Annotated in this window: 18 protein-coding genes and 1 pseudogene; 5 read left to right on the top strand and 14 right to left on the bottom strand. The window is 70.9% G+C overall.

Features of this window, described 5'->3' with window-relative positions; translation table 11 throughout:
- Positions 1 to 25: 25 nt before the first annotated feature.
- The 5 genes from hemW to ASF88_RS07895 all read right to left on the bottom strand — a co-directional run bounded on the left by hemW (position 26) and on the right by ASF88_RS07895 (position 5,504).
- Positions 26 to 1,255 (bottom strand): radical SAM family heme chaperone HemW, encoded by a 1,230-nt coding sequence (gene hemW / locus ASF88_RS07915; RefSeq protein WP_055916149.1) that lies wholly within the window; start codon positions 1,253 to 1,255, stop codon positions 26 to 28.
- Positions 1,255 to 1,902, bottom strand: coding sequence for a DUF1990 family protein (locus tag ASF88_RS07910; RefSeq protein ID WP_055916147.1), 648 nt, complete (start codon positions 1,900 to 1,902; stop codon positions 1,255 to 1,257). The genes hemW and ASF88_RS07910 overlap by 1 nt, the downstream gene beginning before the upstream one ends.
- Before the next feature lie 165 nt (positions 1,903 to 2,067).
- A complete protein-coding gene (locus ASF88_RS07905) occupies positions 2,068 to 2,352 on the bottom strand; it encodes a hypothetical protein (RefSeq protein WP_055916145.1) in 285 nt (94 codons plus the stop codon).
- A 22-nt stretch (positions 2,353 to 2,374) separates the two neighbouring features.
- Positions 2,375 to 4,231 carry a translation elongation factor 4 gene (lepA, locus tag ASF88_RS07900; RefSeq protein ID WP_055916143.1) on the bottom strand — a complete coding sequence of 619 codons (1,857 nt, stop codon included), beginning with the start codon at positions 4,229 to 4,231 and terminating at the stop codon, positions 2,375 to 2,377.
- Between the two features lie 52 nt (positions 4,232 to 4,283).
- On the bottom strand, positions 4,284 to 5,504 hold the full coding sequence (locus ASF88_RS07895; protein ID WP_055916142.1) for an amidohydrolase: 1,221 nt from the start codon (positions 5,502 to 5,504) through the stop codon (positions 4,284 to 4,286).
- Between the two features lie 57 nt (positions 5,505 to 5,561).
- Here ASF88_RS07895 and ASF88_RS07890 point away from each other — a divergent pair, with 57 nt between their 5' ends.
- From ASF88_RS07890 to ASF88_RS07880, 3 genes are all read left to right on the top strand, one after another.
- Complete coding sequence (locus tag ASF88_RS07890) at positions 5,562 to 6,449, top strand: NAD-dependent epimerase/dehydratase family protein (RefSeq protein WP_055916140.1); 888 nt, start codon at positions 5,562 to 5,564, stop codon at positions 6,447 to 6,449.
- A 156-nt stretch (positions 6,450 to 6,605) separates the two neighbouring features.
- Positions 6,606 to 6,866, top strand: a complete 261-nt coding sequence (gene rpsT, locus ASF88_RS07885) for a 30S ribosomal protein S20 (protein ID WP_055916138.1) — start codon at positions 6,606 to 6,608, stop codon at positions 6,864 to 6,866.
- Positions 6,867 to 7,057: 191 nt separating this feature from the next.
- Positions 7,058 to 7,639 carry a dihydrofolate reductase family protein gene (locus tag ASF88_RS07880; RefSeq protein ID WP_055916907.1) on the top strand — a complete coding sequence of 194 codons (582 nt, stop codon included), beginning with the start codon at positions 7,058 to 7,060 and terminating at the stop codon, positions 7,637 to 7,639.
- Between the two features lie 56 nt (positions 7,640 to 7,695).
- Here the strand turns inward: ASF88_RS07880 and holA are convergent, their stop codons facing one another.
- From holA to ASF88_RS07860, 5 genes and pseudogenes are all read right to left on the bottom strand, one after another.
- Positions 7,696 to 8,586: a DNA polymerase III subunit delta gene (holA, locus tag ASF88_RS07875; protein WP_442915019.1), complete on the bottom strand. Its 891-nt coding sequence runs from the start codon at positions 8,584 to 8,586 to the stop codon at positions 7,696 to 7,698.
- 425 nt (positions 8,587 to 9,011) lie between these two features.
- Positions 9,012 to 11,117 (bottom strand): annotated as a pseudogene (locus ASF88_RS20045) (ComEC/Rec2 family competence protein); the annotation flags it as partial.
- A 77-nt stretch (positions 11,118 to 11,194) separates the two neighbouring features.
- The gene (locus tag ASF88_RS07870) at positions 11,195 to 11,842 is read right to left on the bottom strand and encodes a helix-hairpin-helix domain-containing protein (protein ID WP_055916136.1); all 648 of its coding nucleotides are present in this window, start codon (positions 11,840 to 11,842) and stop codon (positions 11,195 to 11,197) included.
- 136 nt (positions 11,843 to 11,978) lie between these two features.
- Positions 11,979 to 14,567, bottom strand: a complete 2,589-nt coding sequence (gene leuS, locus ASF88_RS07865; RefSeq protein WP_055916134.1) for a leucine--tRNA ligase — start codon at positions 14,565 to 14,567, stop codon at positions 11,979 to 11,981.
- An 83-nt stretch (positions 14,568 to 14,650) separates the two neighbouring features.
- The gene (locus ASF88_RS07860; protein ID WP_055916131.1) at positions 14,651 to 16,093 is read right to left on the bottom strand and encodes an anthranilate synthase component I family protein; all 1,443 of its coding nucleotides are present in this window, start codon (positions 16,091 to 16,093) and stop codon (positions 14,651 to 14,653) included.
- A gap of 71 nt (positions 16,094 to 16,164) precedes the next feature.
- Here ASF88_RS07860 and ASF88_RS07855 point away from each other — a divergent pair, with 71 nt between their 5' ends.
- Positions 16,165 to 16,950, top strand: coding sequence for an aminotransferase class IV (locus ASF88_RS07855; RefSeq protein ID WP_055916130.1), 786 nt, complete (start codon positions 16,165 to 16,167; stop codon positions 16,948 to 16,950).
- A 21-nt stretch (positions 16,951 to 16,971) separates the two neighbouring features.
- On the opposite strand, the gene cydC is transcribed toward ASF88_RS07855, so the two are convergent.
- Genes cydC through ASF88_RS07835 form a run of 4 tightly spaced genes read right to left on the bottom strand, consistent with a single transcriptional unit; the run spans position 16,972 to position 22,775 of the window.
- Positions 16,972 to 18,708, bottom strand: a complete 1,737-nt coding sequence (gene cydC / locus ASF88_RS20330) for a thiol reductant ABC exporter subunit CydC (protein ID WP_055916128.1) — start codon at positions 18,706 to 18,708, stop codon at positions 16,972 to 16,974.
- Entirely contained in the window at positions 18,695 to 20,323 is a 1,629-nt protein-coding gene (cydD, locus tag ASF88_RS20325; RefSeq protein ID WP_055916126.1) for a thiol reductant ABC exporter subunit CydD, read from the bottom strand. The genes cydC and cydD overlap by 14 nt, the downstream gene beginning before the upstream one ends.
- 1 nt (position 20,324) lies before the next feature.
- Positions 20,325 to 21,350 (bottom strand): cytochrome d ubiquinol oxidase subunit II, encoded by a 1,026-nt coding sequence (gene cydB, locus ASF88_RS07840; RefSeq protein ID WP_055916124.1) that lies wholly within the window; start codon positions 21,348 to 21,350, stop codon positions 20,325 to 20,327.
- A gap of 12 nt (positions 21,351 to 21,362) precedes the next feature.
- Positions 21,363 to 22,775 carry a cytochrome ubiquinol oxidase subunit I gene (locus ASF88_RS07835; protein WP_055916123.1) on the bottom strand — a complete coding sequence of 471 codons (1,413 nt, stop codon included), beginning with the start codon at positions 22,773 to 22,775 and terminating at the stop codon, positions 21,363 to 21,365.
- Between the two features lie 95 nt (positions 22,776 to 22,870).
- Between ASF88_RS07835 and ASF88_RS07830 the strand changes: the two genes are divergently transcribed.
- A complete protein-coding gene (locus tag ASF88_RS07830) occupies positions 22,871 to 23,236 on the top strand; it encodes a BlaI/MecI/CopY family transcriptional regulator (protein WP_055916121.1) in 366 nt (121 codons plus the stop codon).
- Positions 23,237 to 23,239: the final 3 nt, after the last annotated feature.

Genomic DNA, 23,239 nt, shown 5'->3' with positions numbered 1-23,239 from the left:
CCAGCCCGATACCACTCGAGGAGTCTTACTCCTCGGCGAGCAGCCGTCGCACGACGGCGTCCGCCAGCAGCCGCCCTCGCAAGGTCAGCACCACCGACCCGGCGAGGGCGGCTTTCGCGTCCACCAGGCCGTCGGCGATCAGTCCGGCGACGGCGCGGCGACCCGGAGCCTCCAACTCGTCCGTGCTCACCCCCTCGCGGATCCGGGTGAGCAGCAGAACGCGCTCGACGCGGCGGGTCTCTGCGTCGAGGGTCTCCCGGCCGGCCGCGGGCGACTCCCCCGCCAGCACGCGCTGCGCGTACGCCGCGGGATGCTTCACGTTCCACCAGCGCACGCCGCCCACGTGGCTGTGCGCGCCGGGGCCGACGCCCCACCAGTCGTGCCCGAGCCAGTACGCGAGGTTGTGGCGCGACCGGTGCGCGTCGTCGGTGGCCCAGTTGCTGACCTCGTACCACCCGTACCCCGCGCCGGCGAGCCGCGTCTCGGCCAGCTCGTACATGTCCGCCTCGAGGTCGTCGTCGGGCTCCTGCACGGCCCCTGCACGGATCTGGCGCGCGAGCTTGGTTCCGGGCTCGACGATGAGTGCATAGGCGGAGACGTGGTCGGGTTCGCACGCCAGCGCGGCGTCGAGCGAGCGCGACCAGTCGTCGAGGGTCTCCCCCGGCGTGCCGTAGATCAGATCGAGGCTCACCTGGAGGCCGGCCTCCCGAGCCCAGCGCACCACCAGAGGGATCCGCTCCGGGTCGTGCGTGCGCTCCAGCGTGGCGAGCACGCTCGGCACGGCGGACTGCATGCCGAACGAGACGCGCGTGAACCCCGCGCCGGCGAGGCGGCGCAGGTCGTCAGCGTCCACCGAGTCGGGGTTGGCCTCCGTGGTCACCTCGGCGCCGGTCGCGATTCCCCACGCATCGCGTACGGCCCCGAGCATGGACCCGAGGTCGTCCGGCGGAAGCAGGGTCGGCGTGCCTCCCCCGAAGAAGACGGTCGACACCTCCCGGGCGGGCACACCGCTGCGCTCGAGGGCCTCGGCGGCGAAGGCGATCTCCCGGACCGCGTGGCCGGCGTACTCGGACTGCGAGACGCCGCGCAACTCGGTGGCGGTGTACGTGTTGAAGTCGCAGTAGCCGCAGCGCACCCGGCAGAACGGCACGTGCAGGTAGACCCCGAAGTCGCGCGTGTCGGCGCCGACGGCGGCGCTGTCAGGCAGGACGCCGTCGGCGGGCGCCGGATCGCCCAGTGGGAGGGCTCCGGGCATCAGGCCGACCGCGCGGGCAGGAGCGAGCGCAGGTAGCGCTTGGTGTACGTGTTCTGGGCTGCGCGCAGCACGGGATAGCCCAGCCGGTAGAAGCCGTTGGCAGGCCGGGAGAACGCGCGCACGACGAACCAGACGGTCCCGTCGTCGCGCAGCTCGACGAGGAACGCCTCCTCGCCGCTCTCGGGGTGCCCCTTGAGCGTGCCGTACGCGAAACCGCGGCGGTGCGGCTCATCGACGACGTAGACGACCCGGCACGGCGCCGAGACCTTGAACGGCCCGAACGGGATCTTCAGCACCGCGGTCATCCCGTTGCGGATGAACGGCGTGCCGTCGTCGGCGAACACGTCCTCCTCGACGCGGTGCTCGCGCATTCCGCGCGGCGTGCCGTCGTCGTCGAACTCGATGCCCTCGTATTGGACGCCGGTGCCCTCCTCGACCTGAGTGACGCGGATGCCGCTGCCGCGCTGCACACCCCAGCTCATCAGGGCGGCCGAAGCCGACTCGAACCGGTCCTCGCCGCTGCCCAGCCGCACCTTCCGCTCCAACGGCCGGTAACCCTTCGGCGGGTAGTACAGCAGATCGGCAGCCTGGGTACCGCCGACGGACCCGTAGGTGACGGGTTGGTCGGTGAAGCTGGTGCGGCGCATGGGAACTATCCTCCGTCAATCGGTGGCGGAGTGCGAACCGGGGGTCCGCTGCGGCGGCCGACTAGACGTGACTAGTCGCTGGAACCGGGCGGTCGATTCCGGCGACTACTCACGGCTCGGCGGCCGCCGTCGCTACCGCCGGCATCTGTTGCTAGCGGAAGCGTCTTAGTTCTCGTCCTTCTTCGTTTCGCCCGAGGTGGCGGGGGAACCGTCCGACGCCGCCGTCGGCGAATCCGCGGCCATGAACTCGCGGCTCGCGATCTCGAGAAGCTTTGCGGCGGCGGCGAAACTCACGCTGACCGTCCCGAATGAGTTGAAAGTGAGCTCGCCGTCACGGTCGTCGTCGCGAAACACCTCCAGCAACCGCGCCCCGCTGGCGTCGACGAGCTCAACGGCTAGACCGTCCCGCGACGAAACATCGCTCGCGATCTGGAACCGGTAACCGTCCACGCCACCAACCTCTCGTAAGAGCCTATTTCTTGCCGTCTTTGGACTTCTCGGTGTCGCCCGACAGCGCCGCGATGAAGGCCTCCTGGGGGACCTCGACGCGGCCGACCATCTTCATGCGCTTCTTGCCCTCCTTCTGCTTCTCGAGGAGCTTGCGCTTGCGGGTGATGTCGCCGCCGTAGCACTTGGCGAGGACGTCCTTGCGCATCGCGCGGATGTTCTCGCGCGCGATGATGCGGGCGCCGATCGCGGCCTGGATGGGCACCTCGAACTGCTGGCGCGGGATCAGCTCGCGCAGGCGGCCGGCCATCATGGTGCCGTAGGCGTAGGCCTTGTCGCGGTGCACGATCGCGCTGAACGCGTCGACCGTCTCGCCCTGCAGGAGGATGTCGACCTTCACGAGGTCGGCCTCCTGCTCGCCGAACGGCTCGTAGTCGAGGGAGGCGTAGCCCGCGGTGCGGCTCTTCAGCTGGTCGAAGAAGTCGAAGACGATCTCGCCGAGCGGCATCGTATAGCGGATCTCGACCCGGTCTTCGCCGAGGTACTCCATGCCGAGCAGGGTGCCGCGGCGGCCCTGGCAGAGCTCCATGATCACGCCCACGTAATCCTTCGGCGCGAGGATGGCCGCCTTGACGACCGGCTCCTCCACCTTGTCGACCTTGCCCCCGGGGAACTCGCTCGGGTTGGTGACCGTGACGACCTTCTTGTCCTCCGTGGTGACCTCGTAGATCACGCTCGGGGCCGTGGTGATCAGATCGAGGCCGAACTCGCGGGAGAGGCGCTCGGTGATGATCTCCAGGTGCAGGAGGCCGAGGAAGCCGCAGCGGAAGCCGAAACCGAGCGCCACCGACGTCTCGGGCTCGTAGACGAGCGCGGCGTCGGAGAGCTTGAGCTTGTCGAGGGCCTCGCGCAGCTCGGGATAGTCGCTGCCGTCGATCGGGTAGAGGCCGGAGAACACCATCGGCTTGGGCTCGGTGTAGCCGGCGAGGGCCTGGGTCGCCGGCTTGACGGCCGTGGTCACCGTGTCGCCGACCTTCGACTGGCGCACGTCCTTCACCCCGGTGATGAGGTAGCCGACCTCGCCGACGCCCAGACCCTTCGACGGGGTCGGCTCGGGCGCGGACACACCGATCTCGAGGATCTCGTGGGTGGCTTTCGTCGACATCATCTGGATGCGCTCGCGCGGGCCCAGCTTGCCGTCCACCATGCGCACGTACGTCACCACGCCGCGGTAGCTGTCGTAGACGGAGTCGAAGATCATCGCGCGCGCCGGCGCGTCGGCCACGCCGACCGGTGCAGGGATCTCCTGGACGACCCGGTCGAGCAGGGCCTCCACGCCCATGCCGGTCTTGCCGGAGACCCGCAGCACGTCCTCCGGACGACCGCCGATGAGGCTGGCGAGCTCGGCGGCGTACTTGTCGGGGTCCGCAGCCGGGAGGTCGATCTTGTTGAGCACGGGGATGATCGTGAGGTCGTTCTCGAGCGCGAGATACAGGTTCGCCAGCGTCTGGGCCTCGATTCCCTGCGCAGCGTCGACGAGGAGGATCGCGCCCTCGCACGCGGCCAGCGACCGCGACACCTCGTACGTGAAGTCGACGTGCCCTGGCGTGTCGATCATGTTGAGCGCGAAGGTCTCGCCGTCGAGCGCCCAGGGCATCCGCACGGCCTGGCTCTTGATCGTGATGCCGCGCTCGCGCTCGATGTCCATGCGGTCGAGGTACTGCGCCCGCATGTCGCGGTCGGACACCACGCCGGTGATCTGCAGCATCCGGTCGGCCAGCGTCGACTTGCCGTGGTCGATGTGCGCGATGATGCAGAAGTTGCGGATGGAGGCCGGGTCGGTCGCGGCGGGCTCGAGGGGCTTCAGGGCTCGTGGTGACATTGTGGGCTCATTCTCCCATGAACCCCCCTGCCGGCTCGAACGCCGAGGGCCGTCAGGCGAAGCGCTCGCCGCGCTCGACGACGTGGCCGGCGCCGTCCTCCCAGCGGTACACCTCGGTGCCGTCGATGAAGACGCGCTCGGCGCGCGAGTTGACGTCGAGCGGGTCGCCCGACCAGACCACGACGTCGCCGTCGCGTCCGGGCTCGAGCGCGCCGACGCGGTCGTCGAGGCCGAGGAACGACGCCGGGTTCACCGTCAGCGCCTCCAGCGCGGTCTCGCGCGGGAGGCCCTCCTTGACGGCGAGCGACGCCTGGTGCACGAGGAAGTTGATCGGGACGACCGGATGGTCGGTCGTGATGGCGACCCGCACCCCCGCCGCGGCGATCAGGGCGAGGTTGCCGATGGCGCGGTCGCGGAGCTCCACCTTCGAGCGCGAGGTGAACATCGGGCCGAAGATGACGGGGATGTCGCGCTCGGCGAGCACGTCGGCGATCTTGTGCGCCTCGGTGCCGTGGTTGACGACGAGCTTGTAGCCGAACTCGTCGGCCAGGCGGATCGCGGTGGCGATGTCGTCGTGACGGTGCGTGTGCTGATCCCAGACCAGCTCGCCGGAGAGCACGCGCGCGAGGGTCTCCTTGGTCAGGTCGCGGGCGAACGCCTTGCCGTCGCGCTCCGCCTCCGCGCGGGACGCCGCGTAGTTCTGCGCGTCGATGAAGGCTTCGCGGATGATCATGGCGACGCCGAGGCGGGTGCTCGGTGTCTGGTTCTTGCCGCCGTAGACGCGCTTCGGGTTCTCGCCGAGGGCCGACTTGACGCTGACGGCCTCCTTGATCACCTGCTCGTCGATCGTGCGGCCGCCCCAGCTCTTGATGGCGACCGTCTGGCCGCCGATCGGATTGCCGGATCCCGGCTTGACCACGATGGCGGTGACGCCGCCCGCGAGAGCGTCCCGGAAGCCCTCGTCGTCGATGTTCACGGCGTCGATGGCGCGCACAGCGGCCGTGTTCGGCGTCGTCATCTCGTTGGTGTCGTCGCCGGCAGGACCGTTGGCCTCCTCGTGGATGCCGACGTGGCCGTGGGCCTCCACGAAGCCCGGGAGCACCCACTTGCCGCTCGCGTCCACGACGTCGACGCCGGACGGCACGACGATCTCGGAGGCGGGACCGACTGCGGTGATCCGGCCGTCTTCGACGACGACCGTTCCGTTCTCGATCGGGTCCCCGGTGACGGGGACGACGTACGCGTTGACGATGGCGATGCTCGAAGCGGTCATGGTGTCGAGCCTACGCTCGCCGGGAATGCGGACGCGGGCCCGGCGTTGTGCAGAGGTATGAGCATTCTCCTGACCGGCGCGACCGGCTACATCGGATCCTCCGTCCTCCCCCGCCTCCTCGACGAGGGGCACGCTGTGACCGCGCTGGTGCGCGACGAGGCGAAGGCGCAGCTCGTGCGCGACGCCGGCGCGTCCGCGGTCGTGGGCGACGCCACCGACAGTGCGCTCGTCTCGCGGCTCGCGCGCGAGAGCGACGGCGTCATCCACCTCGCCTCGGCGCCCGACGTGGACCCGGTGTTCGTCGCAGCCGTGCTCGAAGGGCTCGCCGGCAGCGGCAAGCCGTTCGTTCACACGGGAGGCGTTTGGACGTACGGCTCGAACCCCGACATCACGGAGGACTCCCCCGCGGCGCCGCCCGCCATCACCGCCTGGCGCGGTGCGAACGAGGCCGTGGTGCTCGGCGCCGAGGGAGTGCGCGGCTCGGTCGTTGTGCCCTCGATCGTCTACGGGCACGGCAAGGGCCTGGCCCGGGTCATCGTGGACGCACCGCGCGGATCGGGCGTCGCGCCCGCGCTGCAGCTCATCGGCGACGGCACGCAGCACTGGGCCACCGTGCACGTCGACGATGTCGCGGCGCTCTATGTTCTGGCGCTCGAGAACGGCGAGGCCGGCGAGGTCTACATCGCCGCCGGAGGTGCCAATCCGACCGTCCGCGAGCTCGGCGAGCTCGCGGCGCGTGCGGCGGAGGTCGCCGGCGGCGTCGCGCCCGCGTCTGTCGAGGAGACCGAGGAGCGGCTGGGCGCTGGGCTCGCGGAGGCGCTGCTCCTCGATCAGCAGGCCCGCGGCACCAAGGCCCGCATCGACCTGGGCTGGGAGCCGAACGGGCCGACGCTCGCGGACGAGATCGCGACGGGCAGCTACGCGCACGAGCTGGCGCGCAGCTGACGAGGCGCCCATCGACCGCGCGTTTTGGCCAGACGGCCGCCCACTGCTAAAGTTGTTTGTTGGCTTGCGTGTGGGTGTAACCGCACGAACGCCGCAAGGCGCCCTCTCTCGCTGAGCGGCACATCCGATACTCACTTCGAACGAAAGTAACCATTCGTGGCAAACATCAAGTCGCAGATCAAGCGCAACAAGACCAACAAGAAGGCGCAGGAGCGCAACAAGGCGGTCAAGAGCGAGCTGAAGACGGCGATCCGCTCCACCCGCGAGGCCGTCGTCGCCGGCGACAAGGAGAAGGCGACCGCGGCGCTGCGTCTCGCCGCCAAGAAGATCGACAAGGCCGCCAGCAAGGGCGTCATCCACAAGAACCAGGCGGCGAACCGCAAGTCGGCCATCGCCAAGCAGGTCGCCGCGCTCTAAGCAGCGACCACTCGCGGGACCTGTCCCGCGCCGCGACGAGCCCCCGCCCCGTGAACCACGGGAGCGGGGGCTCGCTGCATGTGGGTGGCTCGCTGCATGTGGGCGGCTCGCTGCATGTGGGCGGCTCGCTGCAGGTGGGCGGCCGTCGCGACTCGCTACGATCGGGGCACACCCAACCGAAGGAGAGCGCCGTGGGTCAGGTCGTCATGTACAGCTCGGTGTCTGTCGACGGCTTCATCGCCGACGAGGACGACCAGCCCGGACCGCTCTTCGACTGGCTCAGGGGAGGCGACATCCCGCTGGATGACAGCGGCGTCCTGACGGTGTCGCAGGCGTCGTACGACTACACGCGGCCCTACTGGGACCGGATCGGCGCGACGATCGTCGGTCGCCATGTCTTCGATCTGACGGACGGGTGGGACGGGAAGCCTCCCGGTGATGTCGACCATGTGGTCGTCGTGACTCACCGGCCCGCGCCCGACGACTGGGACCCCGCCGCGCCGTTCCATTTCGTCGACGGGGTGGAGGCTGCCGTGGCCCTGGCGCAGGAGCTCGCAGGCGACCGGATCGTCGAGGTCTCCGCCGGGGAGGTCGGCGGACAGGCCTTCGCGGCGGGTCTGGTCGATGAGGTGCGGATGGATGTGGCACCCGTCGTGCTCGGAGTCGGCAAGCGCTACTTCGGCCCGATCGACGGGCAGCACCTGCTGGAGGGTCCCGTCGAAGTCGTGCAGGGCGAGCGGGTGCTCCACCTCCGCTACGGCGTTCGCCGCTGACACGACCTCCCTCTCGGCGTTGCCGGGAGGCTATGGACTGACGCGCGTCGGCGCGCTCAGACGCGCCCCCGCGCGCTAACGATGCGGATCATGCGCTCCAGCGCGAACACGGGGTCGCGACCGCCGCCCTTGACGTTCGCGTCGGTCTCGGCGAGCACCTCGATGCAGCGGCCGAGTCCGTCCTCCGTCCAGCCGGCCAGATCGCGGCGGGCGCGGTCGACCTGCCAGGGCGCCAGACCGAACTGCTGAGCGAGCTGCGCGGAACCTCCCCGGGCGCCGGAGAGCTTCGCCATCGTGCGGATCTTGCTCGCGAACGCCGCCACCATCGGCACCGGGTCGGCACCGGAGGCGAGCGCGTGACGCATCGTGACAAGCGCATCGCCGTACCGGCCGGCGATGGCCGCGTCGGCGACCTGGAAGGCGTTCGTCTCGACCCGGCCTCCGTAGTACTTGTCGACGGTCGCCTCGGTGATCTGCTCCGCGGCATCGGAGATCAGCTGCTGGCACGCGGCTGCGAGCTCGGCGAGGTCGTCGGTGAACGCCGACGTCAGCGACCGCAGAGCGCCCGGCGTGATCTTGCGGCCGGCCACCGCGAACTCCGCCTGCGCGAAGTCGTATTTCTCGGAATCCTTCTTGAGCTCGGCACAGACGATCTCGATTCCGCCGCCCGTGCCTGCGCGGATGGCGTCGAGCAGCTTCTTGCCGCGGACCCCGCCCGCGTGCCGGAGCACGACGACGGTGCCGTCGGCCGGCGCGGAGAGGTAGTCGAGCATGTCGGCGAGAAAACCGTCTCCGGTCTTCTCGACGGCGTCGACGCGGATCAGGCGCGGCTCACCGAACAGGGAGGGGCTCGCGAGCGTGAGCAGTTCGCCGGGCGCGTAGTCCGCCGCCGAGACGTCGCTGATCTCCAGGCTCGGGTCCTCCTGCTTGAGCAGGTCGCGCAGCATCCGCGTGGCGCGATCTGCGAGGAAGCCCTGCGTGCCCGACACCAGGACGATCGGGGCGGGCCGGATCTGGTTCCAGGCCAGCTGCGGAATCGCACTCTTCGCGCTCGTCGCGCCCGCTCGGCCTGTCGAGCCGCCCCTGCTGTTGCTTCGTGTCGCCACGTTCCTCCTCGTCCGTATCCAGGATAGAGGCGACCACCGGCACTCCCTTCCTCCGGGCGCTCGACCCACAGCGCAGGGCCGGAGCCGGTCGACGACACCAGCAGCATCCCCGAACGATCGGTGCGCGCCGCAGCGGTGCCGACATCCTGGAGCATCGACAGCGCTCGCCGGGTCGGATGACCGTACCCGTTGTCCGCGCCGACGGAGACCAGTCCGAGGTGCGCACGGAGGTCGTGGTAGAGCCGCGGGCTCTGGTCGGCCGAACCGTGATGCGCGACTTTCACGACATCGACCGGCTCGGCGCCACGCGCGCGCAGCGCGTCCTGCTCCGTCTCCCCCAGATCGCCGAGGAACAGCGCACGCAGGCCATCGCCCTCCGTGCGCACGACCAGGCTGCCCGCATTGCCGCTCAGCGGCGCGGAGCCCGGCGCCGGCACGGGAGGCCAGACGATCCGCCACGACGTTCCGCCGAGGTCTCCCGACATCCCGGCCCGCCCGGACTCCACTGTCATTCCCGCCTGCCGCAGTCGTTCCAGCAGCGCGTGGTCGGCCGAGCGGTCAGGCTCCCCGACGATCACCCGATCGGTGCGGCCGATCACCGCATCGACGCCTCCCGCATGGTCGGCGTCGAAGTGCGTGAGCAGCACCCAGTCGAGGCGGTCGATCCCGAGAGCGTCCAGACAATCCTCGAGCGGCTGCGGCCGCCGCCCGACGTCGATGACCATGCTCCGTCCGCCGTCGCGGAGCACGAGCGCGTCGCCCTGACCGACGTCGCATGCTGCGATGTGCCAGTCCGCCGGTCGACCGAGCGCGAGCCCGACCTGCCGGCCGCCGAGCGAGCCCGCGTAGACGAGCGTGCCGCCGACGAGCGCGACGATCGCCGACGTGGCCACCGCCCTCGGCAATCTCCTCCGCGACACGACGACGGCGACCGCGGCCAGGGCGAGCGCGCAGAGACCGACCCCGAGCAGACCGTCCGGCCACGGCAGCGCCGCTCCGGGGAGACCGGCCCCGAATCGCGCAACCTGCGAGATCCAGGCGGACGGAACCCAGGCGATCCACACTACGAGCTGCCCGACCGCCGGAGCCCACGGGAGGAGAAGGCAGGCCAGGCAGCCGAGGACGGTGGCGACGGGCGCCGCCGGTTCCGCTACCAGGTTGGCGGGGACTCCGAAGAGCGGAAGCGTCGGAGTCAGCAGGATCAGGACCGGCTGGCACGCGAGCTGTGCCGCGGTGGGAACGGAGAGGGCGAGCGCGATCCCGCGCGGGAGCCACCGGCCCAGGCCGTGCGCCAGTGGACGCGCGAGCAGAAGTAGCCCGGCGGTCGCGAGGGCAGAGAGCGCGAAGCCGTAGTCGCGGGCGAGCCAGGGATCGTGGACGAGAAGCACGATCACCGCCAGGGCGAGCGCCGGGAGGCCGTCGGCGACCCGGCCGCGAGCGAGGGCGAGGAGCACGACGACCGCCATCGCCGCGGCGCGCAGCACGCTCGCACCCGGGCCCACGAGTGCGACGAAGGCCGCGAGACCGGTGGCGGCGGCGACGATGCGTGTGCGGCGGCCGAGACCGGCACCGCGCGCGAGCAGGAACACCAGACCGGTGACGAGCGCGCAGTTCGCCCCCGAGACCGCGGTGAGGTGGCTCAGGGCGGAGGTCTTCATCGCCTCGTCGAGGGTGGAGGTGACAGCGGTCTCATCGCCGATCGCCAGGCCCGGGAGCAGGTCGCCGCCGTCGCCCGGCGTCGCGGCCGCGGCCGCCGCGAACGCGTTCCGCACGGGCGCCGCCCACGCGAGCCAGAAGGGCGGCCCCTCGCGCACGGCCGGAGTCGTCGAGGCGCGGAGGGTGAAGGTCGTCGCCTCCCCCGGCTCGTTCGGCTGGACCGAGACGCTCGCCGCGACGACCGAGCCGAGCGCGAAGCCACGCACGGATCGGACATCCCCCGGCACGACCAGGGCGACCGGCACGCCACCGGCGACCGGGGGCCGGTCGCCCGCGCTCGAGGGACGTGAACTCCCGCTCTCGTCCCGCACCGTCGTCCCGCGCAGCCGCCACCGCTCGACCCCGTCGAACCCCGACGCGGACCGCCGAGGGGCGCTCTCGACCCTGACCGCGACCTCCACCCGGCGATGCGCCTCGGCAGCGGCCTCGAGCGTCGCATCGGTCCGCAGCGGCGCCTGCGCTGCGATGGCGGTGGCGCCGACCGCTGCCGTCGCCAGCGCGACGGCGACCGTCGTGAGACCGCGGACGACCGGGGAGGCGCCCCCTCCGCCGCCGCGCGACCGCGACTGCGGCCGCGACCCGCGATGACCGGACCGCACGGCCGCGACCAGGGCCAGCACCGCGATCGCCCCTGCACACACCGCGACGACGGGCATCGCGGCGCTGAGCGCGACGCCGATGCCGCAGCAGAGCCACAGAGTGGCGGCGGGGATGGCCAGCCGAAGGTCGGGCATCAGACCGTCACCCGGTCTTTGAGCGCGTCGAAGATCTTCTCGCCGACGCCCGACACATTGCGGAGGTCGGTCACCGCGGAGAACCGTCCGTTCGCTTCGCGCCACTCGATGATGCGCTGCGCGAGCGCCGGGCCGATCCGCGGCAGCGTCTCGAGCTGAGCGGCCGTCGCACGGTTGAGGTCGATGGGACCGCCGCTCACTCCGCCCGAAGCGGACTCGGAGGACCCCTCGGCCTGCGGCGGCACCTCACCGACGACTGGAACCCGCAACTGCTCTCCGTCTTGGACGAGACGTGCGAGGTTGACACCCGCCTGGTCCGCGGTCTCGGCGAACCCTCCCGCGGCCTCGATCGCGTCGACGACGCGCGAGCCTGCGGCGACGCGGATGAGACCTGGCCGATTCACCGCGCCCGAGACGTGGACGTAGAGCTCGTCCGCGGTCGGGGCCGCCGGACGCGTGGAGGACGCGGTCGGCGTCGCTGACGCCCCCGTGGATGCCGACGGCAGGGGCACGTTCCGTCCACCGGACATTCCCGACACGAGCACGGCGACGACGAACGCGCCGATGAGCAACACGGTCGCCGCCCCGACGCCGACTCTCAGCCGGCGCGTCCGAGGCGGCTCCGTGCCCTCCGCCCGATGTCGCATTCCTCCACGCTAGGCATGGGCCTCCGGCGACCCGGGACGAACTCCGGATCCGTGGAAAACACGAGCGGCGGCCCTCCTGGGGAGGACCGCCGCTCATCGTCGTGTCAGCGAAACAGACCGCGACACAGACCAGGACTCAGCCGCGCGTGGCGATATTCACCAGTCGCGGGGCACGCACGATCACGTTCACGATCTCCCGATCACCGACCGAGCGAACCACCGCCTCCGAACCGCGGGCCAGGGCCTCCAGCTCGTCCGTGGTGATCTTCGGCGAGACCTCCACCCGGTCGCGCACCTTGCCGTCGACCTGGAACACGGCCGTCACGGCCTCCTCGATCAGCAGCGTCGGGTCGGCCTTACGCCAGGGCACCAGCGCCACCGAGGGCTCGTAACCGAGCGTCTGCCACATGTCCTCGGCCGCGTACGGCGCGAACAGGTTCAGGGCCATCGCCGTGACCTCCGCCGCTTCGCGCACGGCGGCGTCGGCCGGGCCGGGAGCGCCGTCGATCGCCTTGCGGGTCGCGTTCACCAGCTCCATCAGCCGGGCGACCACCACGTTGAACTTGAACGCCTCCACCAGACCGGGCGCGTCGGCCAGGAACCGGTGCGTGACGCGGCGCAGCGCGGGGTCCCCGGTCTTCCAGACCACATCCGGCGCGCTCGTCACGTCATGAGCGACGCGCCAGGCGCGAGCCAGGAACTTGGCACTGCCCGACGGAGACACGTCGGCCCAGTCGATGTCGTCCTCCGGCGGACCGGCGAACGCCATCGTCAGGCGCACCGCGTCGACACCGTGCTCGTCCAGCTGCTCGGACAGCTTGACCAGGTTGCCGCGGGACTTGCTCATGGCCGAGCCGTCCATCAGGACCAGTCCCTGGTTGAGCAGCGCAGTGAAGGGCTCGGTGAAGCTGATCGAGCCCATGTCGAACAGGACCTTGGTGATGAAGCGCGCGTACAGCAGGTGCAGGATCGCGTGCGTCACGCCACCGACGTACTGGTCGACCGGCGCCCACTTCTCGGCCTCCTTGGGGTCGAACGCCTGGGTGGAGTCGTTCGGGTCCAGGAAGCGCAGGAAGTACCACGAGCTGTCGACGAAGGTGTCCATCGTGTCGGTGTCGCGCTTGGCCGGCCCGCCGCAGTTCGGGCAGGAGACGTTGACCCAGTCCGTCGCGCCGCCCAGCGGGCTGGTGCCCTTCGGCTGCAGGTCCAGGCCCTCGGCGGGCGGCAGCAGCACGGGCAGCTCGGACTCGGGCACCCGCACCTCGCCGCACTGCTCGCAGTGGATGATCGGGATGGGCGTGCCCCAGTAGCGCTGACGCGAGATCAGCCAATCGCGCAGGCGGAAGTTCTTCGCCGGCGCGCCCAGGCCCGAGGCCTGCAGCGCCTCCGTGACGCGGCGGATGGCGTTCGACTTGCTCAGCCCGTCGAACGGGCCCGAGTTGATCAGCCGGCCCTCGCCGGTCAGGGCGACGCCGGTCTCGGCGGGGCTCTCGAGCGGGGCGTCCTCCGGCAGGATCGGCTCGCCCGTGACCGGGTCGGTGTGGATGACCGGGATGGCACCCGTGACCGGCTGCGTGGTGTCGACGACGACGCGGACCGGCAGGTCGAAGGCGCGGGCGAAGTCCAGGTCGCGCTGGTCGTGCGCGGGCACGGCCATGATCGCGCCGTGACCGTAGTCGCTCAGCACGTAGTCGGCCGCCCAGATCGGGATGCTTTCGCCCGTCAGCGGGTTGATGGCGTGCCGCTCCAGGAAGACGCCCGTCTTCTCGCGGTCGGTGCTCAGCCGGTCCATCTCGGTCGTGCCGCGCACGGCCTCCAGGTACTGGTCGAACCGCGCGCGAACCTCCGGGCGCACGTCGGCGACCAGCTCGGCGGCCAGCTCGGAGTCGGGCGCGACCACCATGAAGGTCACGCCGTACAGGGTGTCAGGACGCGTCGTGTAGACGGTGACCGGCTCGTCGCGGCCCTCGATGCTGAACTGCACGTCGGCGCCGGTGGAGCGGCCGATCCAGTTGCGCTGCATCGACAGCACCTTCGACGGCCACGCGCCCTCCAGCTGGTTCAGGTCGTCCAGCAGGCGGTCGGCGTAGTCGGTGATGCGGAAGTACCACTGGGTCAGCTTCTTCTTGGTGACCAGGTTGTCGCAGCGCTCGCAGCGGCCGTTGACGACCTGCTCGTTGGCCAGCACCGTCTGGTCGAAGGGGCACCAGTTGACCTGGGAGGCCTTGCGGTAGGCCAGCCCCTTCTCGTGCAGCTTCAGGAACAGCCACTGGTTCCAGCGGTAGTACGCCGGGTCGCTGGTCTGCAGCACGCGGTCCCAGTCGAAGCTCGGCGCGTAGCGGCGCATGGAGGCCTTCTGCTGGGCGATGTTGTCGTTGGTCCAGCCGGCGGGGTCGAGACCGCGCTTGATCGCCGCGTTCTCAGCGGGCAGGCCGAACGAGTCCCAGCCGATCGGGTGCAGGACGTTGAAACCCTGGTGTCGCCAGTAGCGCGCGATCACGTCGCCCAGCGCGTACGCCTCCGCGTGACCCATGTGCAGGTCGCCCGAGGGGTACGGGAACATGTCGAGCACGTACTTGCGCGGACGCTTGTCTCCGGGGTCGGCCGTGGAGAACGGCTTCAGCTCGTCCCAGATCGGGAGCCACTTGTTCTGGATCTCGGCGAAGTCGTAGTGCGCTCCGGCCTCGCGGACCGGGGTTGTCGCTGAATCGTGCTCGTGTGCCACTGGACTCTCTCTCGGATGTCGCCGCGGCCGGACCGGCCTCGCAGCGAGAAGGCGTCGGGCGCGCAGCCCGAGCTTCCAGGGTACTAAACGTTCGCGCCTTCCGATCCGTTCCCTGGGAGGCGGCCGGGAGGTCGCAGACCGGCGGCTCGGAGGAGGGCGTCGGCCTTCACGCGCACTTCCTCCAGCTCCTCCTCCGGCACCGAGAGGGCGGTGATGCCGCCTCCCGCGCCGATCGTCACGGTGCCGTCGCGGAATCGCAGGCTGCGGATCACCATGGCGAGGTCGGCGGAGCCGTCGGCCGCCAGAACGCCGAAGCAGCCCGCGTAGACGCCGCGTGGTCCTTCTTCGAGGCCGGCGAGGATGCGCATCGCCGACAGCTTCGGCGCGCCGGTCATCGAGCCGGCCGGGAACGCGGCGGCCAGCGCGTCGACGGCGGTGAGACCCGGCAGCAGCCTGCCCTCGACGGTGCTGACGAGTTGGTGCACCTGCGCGTAGCTCTCGACCTCCAGGATGTGGCGCACGCTCACGCTCCCGGTGACGCTCACCCGGCCGAGGTCGTTGCGCATGAGGTCGACGATCATGACGTTCTCGGCCTGCTCCTTCTCGCTGGCCTCCAGCTCGGCCCGGAGGCGGAGATCCTCCGCGAGGGTCGCACCGCGGGGCCGGGTGCCCTTGATGGGCTTGGTCCGGAGGGCGCCGTCGGCCGTCACCAGCAGGAACTGCTCTGGCGAGGAGCTGACCAGCGTCTCGCCGGCGATCCGGAGGAAGCCGGCGTGATGGGACGGGCTGGCCCTGCGCAGTCGAAGATGCACGGCCAGGGGGTCGGCCTCGGTGCGCGCCGTCGCCGTATTGGTCAGGCAGAGCTGGTAGGCGTCGCCCGCGCGGATGGCCTCCTGGCACGCGACGATCATGGCGAGGTAGTCGGCATCGTCGTGGCGCCACGAGACCGGGACCGACGCCTCCGTGCCGACGACGGGATGCGCGCGTTCGTAGGCGTCGGCCGCTCCTGCGGCCGTGCGGAGAGCGGCCGCGGCCTGCGGGAGCCAGCCGCCGTTGTCCGTGGCGTCGACGAGGGTGACCGAGCCGTCGGCGTGGTCGAAGGCGATCAACCGGTCGACCTGGAGGAAGGCCGCATCCGCCCCGTCGCCCGCGCGATACGGGACACCCAGCGGCACAGCTCCGGCCTCGTAGCCGAGCCAGCCGGCCCAGCCGAGGGGGAAGCCTGCTGTGTCCTCACCGGGGCCGATGCGTTCCCGGAGGAGGCCCAGGATGTGGCCCTCTCGAGTGCCGGCGTCGTCCGAGACGGTCCCGGCGGCGACGGAGGCCGTGATGGCGCGGGAGCCCGTGCCGATGAAGCTGCGCCCGCTCTCGGCGCCGGGGCCGGCGTCCAGCCAGACGGCGTCGCGCCCGGCGTCGCGTCTGGCGTCGCGTCTTTCGTCGCGTCCGCCGTCGCCGAAGAGCGCGACGAAGGCGTCGGCCGGGTCGACGGCGACGTCGAGCCGGTGCGTGCGGGGCGGGAGGAGCACTGCTCCAGTCTGCCCTAGCCCGGTGCCTCCGCTGCACCGGCCTCGTCCGTCTGCTGCATTAGCCTGGGCGGATGGATGCGACGGCCACTCTCTACGACTGGGCCGCCGGCGCGCTCGTCACGCGCGACGATTGCGAGGTCGTGGAGACCGAGTTGCTTGCCGCCGACTCGTTCCTGGTGGCCTCGGGGCGGGCTCTCGCGCTCTCGCTGCACCGCGAGCGGTTCGCCGAGACCGCGGCGTTCCAGGGCTTCGGCGATCGCGCCTCCCTCGACGCGTTCTGGGAGGCCGGCATCGCGCTGCTCCCCGACGACGGCCGCTGGTTCCCGCGCTTCGAGCTCGTGCGCGCACGGGAGGCGCTGCGACTCCGCTTCCGGCTGCGGACCGCTCCCCCGCTCGGAACCGACCTGGTGGTCGCGACCGCCGCGACCGACCCGCGGCAGGCCCCGCACCTGAAGGGACCGGACATCGACCGCCTCAACGCGCTGCGCCAGCGTGCCCAGCGCGACGGCGCTCAGGAGGCCGTGCTGCTCGACGAAGGCCGGGTCTGCGACGGAACGACCACGGCACTGCTCTGGTGGCGCGGAGAGACGCTCTGCGCCCCGCCGTTCGAGCTCGCACGGGTGGACAGCGTTTCGGCGCGTACGGTGCGCGGCATCGCCGCGGCGCTTCGCATCCCCGTCGAGGAGGAGGCGGTGCGTCCCTCCGAGCTGGAGGGCGTGACCCTCTGGGCGGTCAACGCGCTGCACGGCATCCGCGACGTCACCGTCTGGGTCGACGGGCCCGCACTCGGCCATGACCCGGCGCGCACCTCCGCCTGGCGTGCGCGGTTCGGCGCTCTGACGCGTCCGCTGCGCTGAACATCGCCCGACGGTTCTCGGCTAGGCGGCCAGTGTGCCGGCCTCCAGACGCAGGCGCCGCGTGACGAGGTGGTCGGGGACGTCGGTGTGCGAGATCAGCAGCACGGTGCGGCCGTCATCGGCCGCCGTGCGGAGGATGTCGCTCACGATGCGGTCGGCGACAGCGGAGTCCACGTTGGCCGTCGGCTCGTCCACGACGAGCACCGGGAAGTCGGCCAGCAGTGCCCGCGCGAGTGCGATGCGCTGCGCCTGGCCTCCCGAGACGAGCGCGCCGCGTTCGCCGACCGGCGTGTCCAGTCCGCCCCGCGAGCGCGACCACTCCCCGAGGCCCACCCGGTCGAGCACCGCCAGCAGCTCGTCGTCGGTCGCGGTGTCGCGGGCGAAGAGCAGGTTCTGCCGCAGGTCGGAGTCGAACAGGTACGGGTGCTGCTCCACCAGCCCGACGACGCGGCGCACGTCGTCCTGGCGGACGGTCCGCACGTCGGTGCCGTCGATCGCGTACGATCCGTCGAGGTCGAGGAACCGCGCCAGCACGTGGGCCAACGCCGTCTTCCCCGCGCCTGTGGCGCCGGTCAGCACCACCCGCTCGCCCGCGCGCAGGTCGAGCGCGACATCCCGGAGCACCGGCGACGATGACCCGGGCCAGTGAGCCGACGAGAGCCGCACCCGGAGGTCGGGCACGCCCTCCACCTCGAGCGCCGCCGCATCGGGGGTATCGACCGGGACGCCGGCCGGCACCGCCGCCGGAACCGTGTCGGCGATCCGCTCCGCACTCGCACGCACGCGCCGCCATGCGCCGAACGCCAGCGGCAGCGTGCCGAACACCTCGAAGACCGCGAGCGGGAGCAGCACGATGACGGCGAGCACGGGACCGTCGATGCGGCCGTCCTGAAGAGCCGGGATGCCTCCCGCGAGGGCGAGCAGCGACGCGGCGCCGGCGAGCAGCGACACCGCTCCCGCGGTCAGGCCGAGCCCGGCAGCGCGCGTGCGCATCGCGGCGGTGAGCCGAGCGCTCGCCGAACGGATGCGCTCAGCGGCCGCCCCGAGCCCGTCGAAGGCGATCAGCACGTCGAGGTTCGTCACCAGGTCGTTCACGGCGGCCGATACCTCGGCACGCAGCGGCGCGACCCGCCGCTCGGAGGTTCCCGCCGCCCACCGGTTCACCAGCGTGCCGACGACGAACGCGACGGCGAGCGTCACCAGCAGCGCGATCCCGGCCGAAGGGAGGAAGAGGAATGCCGCGACGACGCTCGCCAGCACGACGATCCCGCCGGAGACCAGGGGCTGCACGACCCGCAACGAGAGATCGGGCAGTTCGTCGACGTCGTCCGCCAGTCGCGCGAGCAGCTCACCTCCGCGCGCGCTGTCAGCGCGCCGGCCGCCGTCGTCGCGCGGCGCGCCGATGCCGTCCGGTCCGAGCGGGACCAGGCGTGCGAACAGGTCCGACCGGATCGTACCGAGGCGCCCGAACGCGGCATTGTGCCCCGCCAGCCGTTCCAGGTAGCGGAAGAACGCCCGTCCGAGCGCGAAGGCGCGCACACCGACGACAGCCATCGAGATGTACATGAGCGCGGGCTGCTCGGCAGCGCGCGTGATCAGCCAGGCCGACACACCGAGCAGCGCGACGGCGCACGCGCCGCTCAGGGCGCCGAACGCGATCGCCACCCACAACCGGCGGGCGGGAGGCAGGGCCAACCGGAGGATGCGCCGCGTCTGCACGCGCTCCTCCCGCGACCGGGTCCGTTCAGCGAGCGACATCGGACAGCACCCCCGTTTCGAGGATCACGTCGGCGGCCGCCACGACGGCCTCCCGATGGCTCACCACGAGCACGGCGACGCCGCTCCGCGCGATCCCCCGCAGCGAAGCCACCAGTTCGGCCTCGGTCGCCGCGTCGAGGGCGGAGGTCGGCTCGTCCAGGATCAGCACAGGACACGACCGCGACCGCAGCCGGTAGAGGGCGCGGGCCACTGCGACCCGCTGGGCCTGACCGCCGGACAGTCCGGCGCCGCCCGCGCCCACGACCAGGTCCGGCGCGAGCTCGCTCGCCGCCGCCGCGCTCAGCGCCTCGGCGACACCGCGCGCCGACGGCTCGGGGTCACCGAGCGCCACGTTCTCGCCGACCGTGCCGGCGAGGAGGCCCGGCCGCTGGCCCGCCCACGCGATGGCGTCGCGACGGCCTGCCGCGTCCTCCCGGCCTCCCGCGGCGATCCGGCCGTCGTGCGCCACGAAGCCGAGCGCCGCGGCGACCAGGCTCGACTTGCCCGCTCCGCTCGGCGCGCTCAGCACGGCGAGCGTGCCGAGAGGCACCTCCGCGGAGAAGCCCGAAACGACGTTCCGCCCCTCGTACGCGACGCCGGCATCGGCGAACACGAGACCCGGGGCGTCCACCGCAGCGACCGCGGCCTCCGCCGGCACCTCGGCCGCCGCCTCGATCACCTCGAACGCGTCGGCAGCCGCCTGCATGCCCTCGGTCGCGGCGTGATAGGCCGCGCCGACGTTCCGCAGCGGCAGGAACGCCTCGGGCGCGAGCAGGAGGACGAAGAGCCCGACCGACAGGTCGAGCGAGCCGCCCAGCAGCCGCAGCCCGATCGCCACGGCGATGAGCGCGACCGACAGGCTGGCGGCGAGCTCCAGCACGAACCCCGAGAGGAACGACATCCGCAGCACCGTCATCGTGCGCGATCGGTACTCCTCGCTCACCCGGCGGATGTGCGCCTCCTGCCGGTGCTGCCGTCCGAAGAGCGTGAGCGTAGGGAGGCCGGCGACGACGTCGAGGAAGCCCTTCGAGAGCGTCGAGAGCGCCGCCCACTGCCGCTTCTGCGCCGCCTGCGTCGCCCAGCCGACGAGCACCATGAACAGCGGGATGAGCGGCAGCGTCGCCACGAGGATGATCCCGCTGGTCAGATCCTGCCAGCCGATCACCAGCACGAGCAGGGGCATCGACACCGCGGTGGCGATCAGCTGCGGGAGGTAGCGGGCGAAGTAGCCGTCGAGCGCGTCCATCCCGCGGCCCGCGACGAGCGTGAGCTCCGCGTTGCTTCGGCCCGCGAGCCCACCAGGGCCGAGCCGGCCGAACGCGTCCACGAGCTGCGACCGCAGTTGGCCGACGACCGTCGCCCCGCCCCGCGCGGACACCGCCTCTGCGAGCCACAGCAGGGCCCCACGACCGATCACCACGACGACGAGTCCGGCGAAGAGCGGGCTCAGCTCGGCGAACGGGGCTCCCGCGATCGCGCGCACCACCAGCTGCGTGACCAGCCACGCGAATGCGATCACCGCGGCGGTCTGCGCCAGGGTGACGAGCGCGCCCGCCGCCAGCGTCAGCCGGGTGGCCGACGCGTAGCGGAGGAGGCGGGGATCGAGCGGGCGCATGTCAGACGGCCGCCGGTTCGGGCTCGGGGTGGTCGTCCGGGATGTGCGCCCGGGTCACGCGCTTGCGGAAGACCCAGTAGGTGAAGCCCTGGTAGAGCAGGATCAGCGGGAGGAAGATCGCGGCGACCCAGGTCATGATCGTCAGCGTCGTCACCGAGCTGGAGGCGTTGGCGATGGTCAGGCTGTTCTCCGGGTTCGGGACCGACGGCATCACGTTCGGGAAGAGTGCGGCGAACAGCGCCGCGACGGCGAACGCGATCGTCGCGGCCATGAAGCCGAACGACCAGCCTTCCGCACCGCGCAGGTTCAGCACCCAGGAGGCCACCAGCGCCACGGCCGCGAGCAGCGCGAGCACGAGGAGCACAACGGAGAAGTGGGCGATGACGGTCCACGCGAGGAAGGCCGCGGCGACCACGATGGTGAGCGCGCCGGAGCGGGTGGCGAGCCTCCGTGCGCGCAGTCGGATGTCGCCCTCCGTCTTCAGCGAGACGAACACCGCTCCGTGCGTGAAGAACAGCAGCAGGGTGGTCAGGCCGCCCAGCAGGGCGTAGCCGTTCAGGAGATCGAAGAGCGTGCCCGTGTAGTCGTGGTGCGCGTCCAGGGCGACTCCCTGGACGATGTTCGAGAAGGCCACGCCCCAGAGGAAGGCCGGCACGGCGGAACCGATCACGATCATGGCGTCGAACCGGCGCTTCCATTGCGACTCCGGGCGCTGGTGCCGGTACTCGAACGAGACCCCGCGCAGGATGAGCGCGATCAGGATGAGCAGCAGCGCCAGGTAGAAGCCGCTGAACAGCGTTGCGTACCAGTCCGGGAAGGCAGCGAACAGGGCGGCGCCTCCGACGATCAGCCAGGTCTCGTTGAGGTCCCAGACCGGGCCGATCGTGTTGATGAGGACGCGCCGGTCGGTCTCATCCTTGCCGAGGAACGGCAGCGACATCCCGACGCCGAAGTCGAACCCGTCGAGCACGAAGTAGCCGATGAAGAAGAAGCCGATGATGCCGAACCAGAGAACTGCGAGATCCATTGCCGTCTCCTCCTAGTAGACCGTCGCGACCGGGACGTGCTTGCCCTCCTCGTCGAGGTGTTCCTCGACCGGGGCCGGTCCCTTCTGCGCCGCACGCTTGATGAGCTTGAACTCGACGACCGCGAGCGTGCCGTACACCGCCGTGAAGGCCACCAACGAGATCAGGACCTCGAGTCCGGTGGTCCCGGGAGAGACGCCGTCCTGCGTCTTCATGAGGCTGAAGACGATCCAGGGCTGCCTGCCCATCTCGGTGAAGATCCAGCCGACGATCATGGCGGCCAGCGACAGCGGGAACGCCCAGATCGCGACCTTCCACATCCACGCCCACGGTGGCGTGCGGCCCTTGCGGGTGAACCAGAGGCCGACGACAGCGACGAGCACGTGCAGGAGGCCGAGGCCGATCATCCAGCGGAACGCCCAGTAGGTGACCCAGATGATCGGCGTGTAGTCGCCCGGCCCGAACAACTGCACGTACTGCGCCTGGAGGTCGTTGATGCCCTCCACGGTGCCATCGAGCGTGTGCGTCGACAGGAACGAGAGCACGTAGGGCACGCGGATCGAGAACAGCTCGTGGACGCCGTCCGGTGTGCCGAGGGTGAAGATCGAGAACGATGCATCCGCGCCCGTCGAGGTCTTGTAGAGGGCCTCGGCCGCAGCCATCTTCATCGGCTGCGTCTCGACCATGGCGAGACCGAGCTGGTCGCCGCTGATCACGCTGCCGACGCCGGCGATCACCATCATCCAGAGCCCGAACTTGAGGGCCGGGCGCATGGTCTCCAGGTTGCGGTTGCGCGAGAGGTGCCAGGCTGCGACCGCGATGATCAGGCCGGCGGAGACCATGAAACAGCCGAAGATCGTGTGCGGGAACGCCGCCAGCGCCACCTTGTTGGTGAGCACCGCCCAGAGGTCGGTCAGCTCGGCTCGTCCGCGCGCGGGGTCGAGCTTGTATCCGACCGGGTTCTGCATGAACGCGTTGGCGGCGAGGATGAAGTAGGCCGAGAGGATCGAGCCGACGGCCACGATCCAGATGCACGCCAGATGGATGCCGCGCGGCAGCTTGTCCCAGCCGAAGATCCAGAGCCCGATGAAGGTGGCCTCCAGGAAGAACGCGAGCAGCCCTTCGAGCGCGAGAGGCGCGCCGAAGATGTCGCCGACGAAGCGCGAGTAGTTCGACCAGTTCATGCCGAACTGGAACTCCTGCACGATGCCGGTGACGACGCCCATCGCGAAGTTGATCAGGAACAGCTTGCCGAAGAAGTGCGTGAGCTGGAGGTAGTGGACCTTGCCGCTGCGGTACCAGGCGGTCTGGAGGATCGCGACGACGGTCACGAGGCCGATGGTGAGCGGGACGAACAGGAAGTGATAGATGGTCGTGAGTCCGAACTGCCAGCGCGCCAACAGCAGCGGATCGAGGATCTCGTTCACGCGGCCCACCCTTCCGGTCGAGTTCTACAGTCTGTAGAACGACTACTTCTACAGAGTGTAGAACATTCACAGGCACTTCGCGCTACTCTGGAGACGTGGCCAATCTCGGAGAGCTCGAACGAGCGGTGATGGACGCCCTCTGGTCGGGCGACTCCCCCATCACCGCCAACGAATTGCGCGACAAGCTAGCGGGCTCCCGCACCGACGGCAAGACCCCGGCGCTCACCACCGTGCTCACCGTGCTCTCGCGCCTCGAGCAGAAAGGCTTCGTCGACCGCGATCGCGAGGCCCGCCCGCACGTCTACTTCGCCACCCTCACCCGCGCCGGCCACGTCGCCGACCTGATGCGCGAAGTGCTCGACACCTCCTCCGACCGCACGGAGGCGCTCGCCTACTTCGTGGGCTCCGTCGACGAATCCGAGGCGCAGATGCTGCGCCGGCTGCTCGACGCCCGCAGCTGACCG

The organism is Leifsonia sp. Leaf336, assembly GCF_001423695.1.
Classification (GTDB): Bacteria; Actinomycetota; Actinomycetes; order Actinomycetales; family Microbacteriaceae; genus Leifsonia.
This window is presented reverse-complemented; position numbering and strand designations above follow the sequence as displayed.